The organism is Nocardioides sp. (assembly GCF_050699375.1).
Classification (GTDB): domain Bacteria; phylum Actinomycetota; class Actinomycetes; order Propionibacteriales; family Nocardioidaceae; genus Nocardioides.
Genome location: NZ_JBOHDN010000023.1, coordinates 1 through 7,599 on the forward strand (window position 1 = coordinate 1; position 7,599 = coordinate 7,599).

Consider the following 7,599-nt stretch of genomic DNA (forward strand, 5'->3'; position numbering starts at 1 on the left):
ATCGCAGCCACCCTCAACCAGCGACCCCGACCCACCCTCGACCTAGAGACCCCAGCACAACGCATGGCCCACTTGCTAGCCTCAGCAGCCTGAGTCCACGTTGCTTAGACCGATTGACCTTCCCGACGCTTCGGCCTGCAGAAGTGACTTCTCGGCTAGGGCTTCTTCGTCTCGCGCCAGGAGCGCTCGAAGGGGAGGCGCCAGGCGTGGGGGGCGATCAGCTGATGGATCGAGTTGGGGCCCCAGGAGCCGGGGGCGTAGAGACGTACGGGCGGGGGGTTGTCGAGGAGCGGCTGGGAGATCTTCCAGAGCGTCTCGATGCCCTCGGCGGTGGTGAAGAGGGTGTGGTCGCCGCGCATGGCGTCGTGGATGAGGCGCTCGTACGCCTCGAGGACGCCGGTCGAGGAGTCGGTCTCCTGCGTGGCGAACTGCATGGAGAGCTTCTCCAGCTTCATGCCGGGACCAGGGCGCTTGCCGTAGAACGACAGAGACATCTTCGACAGGTCCGCGAGGTCGAAGGTGAGGTGGTCGGGGCCCTGGGTGCCGGCGTTGGAGTTGGAGGGGAACATCGTCAGCGGCGGCTCCTTGAACGCGATCGAGATGATCCGCGCGCCCTCGGCGAGCTTCTTGCCGGTGCGCAGGAAGAACGGCACGCCGGCCCAGCGCCAGTTGTCGATCGTCACCTTCAGCGCGATGAAGGTCTCGGTGTCGGAGTCGTCGGCGACCTCGTTCTTGCCGCGGTAGCCGGAGTACTGCCCGCGTACGACGTTGCGCGGCTCCAGCGGCTGGATCGAGCGGAAGACCTTGTTCTTCTCCTCGCCGATCGGGTCGGGGGCCAGCGAGGTGGGCGGCTCCATCGCCATGAACGCCAGCACCTGCATCAGGTGGGTGACGACCATGTCGCGGTAGGCGCCGGTGCCCTCGTAGAACGCGGTGCGTCCCTCCAGCCCCAGCGTCTCGGGGATGTCGATCTGGACGTGGTCGATGAAGTTGCGGTTCCAGATCGGCTCGAAGAGACCGTTGGCGAAGCGGAAGGCCAAGATGTTCTGCGCGGCCTCCTTGCCGAGGAAGTGGTCGATCCGGAAGATCTGCTCCTCGGAGAAGACCTCGTGGATCTTCGCGTTGAGCTCCACGGCCGACTCCAGGTCGGTGCCGAAGGGCTTCTCCATGATGATCCGCGAACGTTCGACGAGGTCGGCCTCCTCGAGCTGGCGGATCACATTCTGGGCTGCCTTCGGGGGCACGCTGAGGTAGTGGAGACGACGTACGTCACGACCGAGACCCTGGAGCTTCTTCTCGGCCAGCTTCACCGCATCGGCGAGAGCGTGCGGGCCCTCCTTGGTCGAGACGTAGGAGAGCATCTCCGCGAAGGGCGCCCAGCGCTCGTCGGTGATGTCACCCTTGCCGAACTCCTCGCACCCCTCGCGCGCGAACGCCACGAACTCCTCGTCGGGCATCTCCTCCAGGGAGGTGCCGACGATCTGAGCGTCCATCATCAGCCCGGCCTCGTGGAGCCTGAGCAGGCCGGGAAGGAGCTTTCGGCGCGCCAGATCCCCCGTCGCGCCGAAGAGCACGATGACGTGAGGAAGGGCCTTGTCGTCGGTGATCGCCATGATGTGTTCCACGGTAGTCCTCGTTTTATGAACGATCCAATAGACATGTCGCCGCAGCCCCAACGTGTCGCCGTCTTTTCACCCTCCTGATCATCTGCCGAGTGCCGCGAGCACTCGATCGGCCTTAAGCCGCGCCTCGGCGGCCTCCTCGACCAGGTCGGATCTGACCGTGATACCGCCGCCCGTGCCGATCTGCCACGTGTCGGCGTCGTGGGTCGTCAGCGTGCGGATGATGACGCCCAGATCGGCGGGCCCGTCTCCGGAGATCCAGCCGAATGCCCCGGCGTACGCCGCCCTCGGCCCGCCCAGGTCACGCTCGGCGCGCTCGATGACCTCCATCGTGCGCAGCTTCGGGGCGCCGGTCATCGACCCGGCGGGAAAGAGCCTGCGCAGCGCCTCGATCGTGGTGACCTCGTCCCTCAGGTGCCCTCTGACCGTGCTGACCAGCTGGTGCACGCTCGGGTAGGACTCGACCTGCATCAGCCCGGGCACCTCCACGGACCCCGGCTCGCAGACCATCGCCAGGTCGTTGCGGAGCAGGTCGGTGATCATCAGGTTCTCGCTGCGGAGCTTGGGATCGGTCCGCAGCAGCTCCGCGCTGGCGGAATCCTCCGCCTCGGTGGCTCCCCTCGGCGTCGTCCCCTTGATCGGCCGGGTCTCGATGACGCGGTCGGCGTCGATCAGGGCATACCGCTCGGGGCTGGAGCTCAGCAACCACGCCTCGTGGTCCTCGACGTCGTGCTGGAGGAAGCCCGCGTACGGGGCGGGGTTGATGCTCCGCAGCCGAAGGTAGGTCTCCACCGGGTCGGCGGGGGTGTCCATCGCGGTGCGATAGGTCAGGTTGGCCTCGTACGTGTCGCCGGCGTGGAGCGCTTCCTGGACCTGGTCGAAGGCTCGTGCGTACGCCGCGGGTACGGCGGGGCGTTCTTGTCGGTCTACCTGCGGGTAACCGACAAGAACGTCCCGTCGTACCGGTTGCTCGTGGTGGAACAGCCGCACATGCGAGGGCCGCATCCAGACCGCGTCCGGGATGTCTGCCGACGGGGTGGCCGGGAGGTCCGGTCGGCAGGCGTAGCCGAGGTATCCGAACCATTGCTCGCCCGGCCCCACCTCGCTCTCCAGCACGTGCCAGATGTCGTCCCCGACCACGTCGGACCGCCCGCCGACGTGCCGCCGCACCTCACGGCGCGCGGCCGAGTAGGTCAGCGACACATCATCGTCCTCCAGCCAACCGACCAGCGACCTGGTCCCCGACCACTCTCGCGCGCCACCGCCGTCGAGCCAGACACACCGAGGATGCGCGGCCGCCACCTCGGCGAAGAGCTCCTCGACGCTCATCGCACCCTCGAGATCGGCCGGCCCAGGCTCTGCTGGTTCAAGAAGGTCGCGACCATCTGCGTACCGTGCTCGGAGAGCACCGACTCGGGATGGAACTGCACACCCTCCAGCGGCAGCGACCGGTGACGTACGCCCATCACGACCCCGTCCTCGGACCGAGCCGTCACCTCCAGGACATCGGGCACCGAGACCGCCGCGAGCGAGTGGTAGCGCACCGCCTCGAGCGGAGACGGGATGCCCGCGAAGACGCCGCGGCCGTCGTGCGTCACGCTCGCGACCTCACCGTGCGCGGGCTCGATCCGGTCGACCACGCCGCCGTACGCCGTCACCAGCCCCTGCATCCCCAGACAGACGCCGAGGACCGGCCGCTCCGCGGCAAGGAGTACGTCACGCCCGACCGCGAAGTCCGCCGGATCACCAGGGTGGCCGGGCCCGGGCGAGAGCACCACGTGGGTGTAGGCCGCGAGGTCGCCGAGCTTCACCTCGTCGTGCTCGACGACATCCGGCATCACACCGCTGACCTGCGCGATCATGTGGACGAGGCTCCACACGTACGAGTCGTGGTGGTCGACCACGACGACGTTGCTCATTGCGCTAGCAGATCGCTGACGACGTCGTGGATGAGGTCGTAGCCGCGCTCGGTGAGGACCGACTCCGCGTGGAACTGGATGCCGGCGTAGTGCGGCCCGGAGACGGCGTGGATGTCGCCGGTCTCGGGATCAGCATCCACCGACACCCCCGCGGGCAGCTCCGTGGAGCCAACCCGTCCGACGAAGGTGTTGTAGAACCCGACCCGCTCACGCCGCGGCCGACCTCCGAACCCGACGCCCACCCGGGTCTGGGTGCCCTGGAAGACGATGTCCTTGTAGTGCAGCCCGATCCCGAGCTGGTGGCAGAGCGCCTGGTGGCCCAGGCAGACCGCCAGGAACGGCTGCCCGGTCTCGAGCAGCGACCCGACAGCGGCGCGCAGCTTGGCCATCTTCGGATCAGAGCCGTCACGCGGGTCGCCCGGGCCGGGGCCGACGATGACCAGGTCGGCCCCCTCGAAGGCGCCGGCCTCATAGTCCTCGTGCCGGACGACCGAGGAGGTCATGCCGAGCACCCGGAAGACGTGGCGCAGCATGCGTACGAAGTCGTCCTCGCCGTCGAGGATCACCGCATGCTTGCCGGCGAGGTGGGCCGAGGGCTCCTCGTCGCCCTGGTCGGTGAGCCAGAACGACGACAGCCGGCGGTTGCGGGCGGCCAGGGTCAGCAGCAGGTCCTCGTCGTTGACCAGCTCGGAGACGTCCTGGGCGAGCGCCGGTGCGGCCGGCACCAGCCCGAAGGCCGACAGGATCCCGCCCGCCTTGGCGTGCGTCTCGGCGACCTCGTAGTCCGCGTCGGAGTCCCGCACGAGGGTGGCCCCGGCGCTGACCTTGAGCCGGCCGTCGACGGAGACGTCGGCGGTGCGGATCACGATCGGGCTGTCGACCGTGGGCGCCCCGGACTCGTCACGGCCGAGCAGCGCGAGCGCAGCGGCGTAGTAGCCACGGCCCTCCGGCTCGTACTTCTTGATCATCCGGCAGGCGTTCTCCACCGGGGATCCGGTCACGGTCGCGGCGTACATCGTGTCGCGCAGGATCTCGCGCGGGTCCCGCCCCGAGCGACCCGCCAACAGATACTCGGTGTGGATCAGCCGCGACATCGGCTTCAGGAACGGCCCGAGCACCTGGCCGCCCTGGTCGCAGATGTCGCACATCATCTTGAGCTCCTCATCGACCACCATGAAGAGCTCGTAGACCTCCTTCTGATCCTTCAGGAAGTCGGTCAGCTGCCCCTTGAGATCGTGGGCGATCTTCTCCGGGCTCCCCTCGAGGTCCCGGGGCAGCCGGAAGGTGCCGGAGATCGGGTTCATCCGGACGTCGCCGCCGTGGACGCTCACGTGCCGCTCCGGGCTCGCGCCGATCAGGTAGCGGTCGCCGGTGAAGAAGCAGTAGGTCCAGTACGCCCCGCGCTCGCGCTCCAGAAGACGACGCAGCACGGTCAGCGCGCGTTCGTGGTTCCAGTCGTCCAGCTGCGCCCGATAGTGGCGGCCGATCACGAAGTTGGCGCCCTCGCCCTGGCCGATCTCGTCGTTGATGACGGTCTTGACCAGGTCGGCGTAGGTGTCATCGTCGATGTCGAACCCACCGCGATCGGTGAACTCGACCGGGACGTCCGGCAGCGCCTCGAGCACCTCGGCGACGGAGAACTCCCACTCGCGCTCCACATCGACGACCACCAGCGGCGTACCGTCGTCGTGAGCCTCGAAGCCCCGCTCGCTCACCTGCCGGAACGGCACCGCGAGCAGCCGGTCGGCCACCTTCCCCGGCTCCGGGACGCCCTCCTCGAGAGGTACGTCCAGCAGCGACTCGACCACAGACCTCGTGCCCGCCAGCATGCCGACCGTGTCCCGGTCACCAGCCCGCGACGAGCGCCGGATGATCGCCCACGCCTCGTGCCCCGTGATCTCCTCGATCGCGGTCTTGGCAGGGCTGTTGGTCGTCATGAGAGGAGCCTAATCCGCGCGCTCGGGCGAATCCCATTCGATTCGGATGGTGATCGTCCCTAGGCTTCGCGGGTGGGCGTCAACGACCTGAGCAAGGACGACTTCGAGCGGCTCTACGGGCCCTGGGCGGCGCATACTCCGGCTGACGTCGCCGCCCTCCTCGAAGATTATCCGGGCACCTGGTGGATCGCGGGTGGCTGGGCGATCGAGGCGTTCACCGGCGTACGTCGCGAGCACGAGGACATCGACACCTGCGTGCTCCGCAGCGACCTGCCGATGCTGCGGAAGCACCTGGCCGGCACCTTCGACGCCTGGGCCGCCGGCACCACGGCGCTTCGGCCCCTCCTCCCCGACGAGGACAGCGATGGACCGGCCGACGACGTGCTCTGGGAGACGGAGGGGCAGATCTGGACGCGGCGGAGCGCGCAAGACCCTTGGGAGTACGACCTCCTGCTCAACCCTGGCACAGCCGACGAGTGGGTCTACCGGCGCGACGAATCGGTCCGGATGCCGATCACCGACGCGCTCTGGGAGCGCGACGGGATCCGCTACCTTCAGCCCGAGATCCAGCTGCTCTACAAGGCACCCGGCCCACGGAAGAAGGACCAGCTCGACTTCGACCACACCGCGCCCCTTCTCGACGACCGAAGCCGGCACTGGCTTCGCCGGTCACTCGAGCAGACCCTGCCCGACCACGCCTGGATCTCTGCCCTCTAGCCGCACCCCGTATCGCCGAGTCGGCGCAACTGTCCCACCCCAGCACGCCGAGTCGGCGCAAATGTCTCACCGTACGAGCCCGAGTCGGCGCATCTGCCCCACCCCAGCGCCCCGAGTCGGCGCTACTGTCTCATCGGTTCGGGACAGTAGCGCCGGCTCGACGCCGAATCCTGGGACAGTTGCGCCGACTCGACGCCGGATCCTGGGACAGTAGCGCCGACTCGACGCCGGATCCTGGGACAGTTGCGCCGACTCGACGCCGAATCCTGGGACAGTAGCGCCGACTCGGCGCCGAATCCTGGGACAGTAGCGCCGACTCGGCGATCAGTGGTCAGGAGACGGTGGTGAGGAGCTGGGTGGCGCGGGTGAGGACGACGTAGAGGGTGGCGCGGCCGGTGGCGGACTCGCGCTCGATCTCGTCGGGGCTGACGACGACGATGCCGTCGAACTCGAGGCCCTTGGTGTCCAGGCCGGTGAGGACGACGATGCGGTCCTCGCCCGAGGGGACCGAGGTCGGGTCGGCGGCAGAGGCGGCGGCGGTGGGGGCATCGGCCGCGAACTCGGTCCACGAGGCCAGCCACGAGTTGACCTCGGAGCGCCGGGCGACCGGGACCACGATGCCTACCGTGCCCGCGACCTGGGCGGCGATGTCGGCGACGGCCTCGCGGGTGGCCTTCTCCAGGTCGACGGCGTGCTCGATGACCTGCGGCTCGACACCGGTGGAGCGGACCGCGGTGGGCAGGTCCGCGTCGAGCCCGACCCGCTTCGCGTAGTCCGCGGCGAAGGCGTAGATCTCGGCCGAGTTGCGGTAGTTCGTGGAGAGGTGGAACTCGTGGACGGCCTTGCCCTCCAGCGCCGTCGCCCGAGCGGAAGCGGACTCGGCGGGCACCGGCCACGACGACTGCGCGGGGTCGCCGACGATCGTCCACGAAGCCGTACGTCCCCGGCGGCCGATCATCCGCCACTGCATCGGGGTGAGGTCCTGGGCCTCGTCGATGAGGATGTGGGCGAACGGGTCGTCGTCGATCCGGTAGGTCGGCGGCCGCCAGCCACGCCCCGAGGAGAACTCCCGGTCGGAGGCGGTCATCAGCTCGGCGATGTCGATGCTCGCGTCCTGGTCGCGCTCGTCGGCGGGCTGCTCGGGGACGTCGCCGATCGCGTACCGGAGCTCGTCGAGCAGCGGGATGTCCTCGATGGCCAGATCCGCGTCGGTCAGCCCGCGGCCGGCCCACGACTTGAGGAGCAGCTGCTGCTCGTCGTACGTCAGGACACCCTCCGAGACGCGGGCGAGGAAGTCGGGTTCGCGGAGCCAGCCGAGCACCTCGCGGGCGGCGAGCGGCGGCCACCAGGCTGCCGCGAACTCGAGGAAGGCCGGGTTGTCGAGCATCTCGTCGTCGAAGACCT

Annotated in this window: 6 protein-coding genes; 1 reads left to right on the plus strand and 5 read right to left on the minus strand. The window is 68.8% G+C overall.

Going from position 1 to position 7,599, the window contains the following annotated elements; translation table 11 throughout:
- Positions 1 to 155 precede the first annotated feature (155 nt).
- The 4 genes from zwf to ACRDPS_RS01000 all read right to left on the minus strand — a co-directional run bounded on the left by zwf (position 156) and on the right by ACRDPS_RS01000 (position 5,478).
- Entirely contained in the window at positions 156 to 1,613 is a 1,458-nt protein-coding gene (gene zwf / locus ACRDPS_RS00985) for a glucose-6-phosphate dehydrogenase (RefSeq protein ID WP_431499753.1), read from the minus strand.
- 90 nt (positions 1,614 to 1,703) lie between these two features.
- Positions 1,704 to 2,951, minus strand: a complete 1,248-nt coding sequence (locus ACRDPS_RS00990; protein ID WP_431499748.1) for an anthranilate synthase component I family protein — start codon at positions 2,949 to 2,951, stop codon at positions 1,704 to 1,706.
- Complete coding sequence (locus tag ACRDPS_RS00995; protein ID WP_431499749.1) at positions 2,948 to 3,541, minus strand: anthranilate synthase component II; 594 nt, start codon at positions 3,539 to 3,541, stop codon at positions 2,948 to 2,950. The genes ACRDPS_RS00990 and ACRDPS_RS00995 overlap by 4 nt, the downstream gene beginning before the upstream one ends.
- On the minus strand, positions 3,538 to 5,478 hold the full coding sequence (locus ACRDPS_RS01000; protein WP_431499750.1) for an anthranilate synthase family protein: 1,941 nt from the start codon (positions 5,476 to 5,478) through the stop codon (positions 3,538 to 3,540). The genes ACRDPS_RS00995 and ACRDPS_RS01000 overlap by 4 nt, the downstream gene beginning before the upstream one ends.
- A 72-nt stretch (positions 5,479 to 5,550) precedes the next feature.
- Between ACRDPS_RS01000 and ACRDPS_RS01005 the strand changes: the two genes are divergently transcribed.
- Complete coding sequence (locus ACRDPS_RS01005; RefSeq protein ID WP_431499751.1) at positions 5,551 to 6,195, plus strand: nucleotidyltransferase domain-containing protein; 645 nt, start codon at positions 5,551 to 5,553, stop codon at positions 6,193 to 6,195.
- A gap of 331 nt (positions 6,196 to 6,526) precedes the next feature.
- Here the strand turns inward: ACRDPS_RS01005 and ACRDPS_RS01010 are convergent.
- A partial coding sequence (locus ACRDPS_RS01010) for a UvrD-helicase domain-containing protein (RefSeq protein ID WP_431499752.1) occupies positions 6,527 to 7,599 on the minus strand: 1,073 nt, incomplete at its 5' end.

Excerpts from the sequence above, each read along its gene's own strand:
- ACRDPS_RS00995 (WP_431499749.1), bottom strand. The coding sequence starts at position 3,541 with ATGAGCAACGTCGTCGTGGTCGACCACCACGACTCGTACGTGTGGAGC.
- ACRDPS_RS00990 (WP_431499748.1), bottom strand. The coding sequence starts at position 2,951 with ATGAGCGTCGAGGAGCTCTTCGCCGAGGTGGCGGCCGCGCATCCTCGG.
- ACRDPS_RS01000 (WP_431499750.1), bottom strand. The coding sequence starts at position 5,478 with ATGACGACCAACAGCCCTGCCAAGACCGCGATCGAGGAGATCACGGGG.
- zwf (WP_431499753.1), bottom strand. The coding sequence starts at position 1,613 with ATGGCGATCACCGACGACAAGGCCCTTCCTCACGTCATCGTGCTCTTC.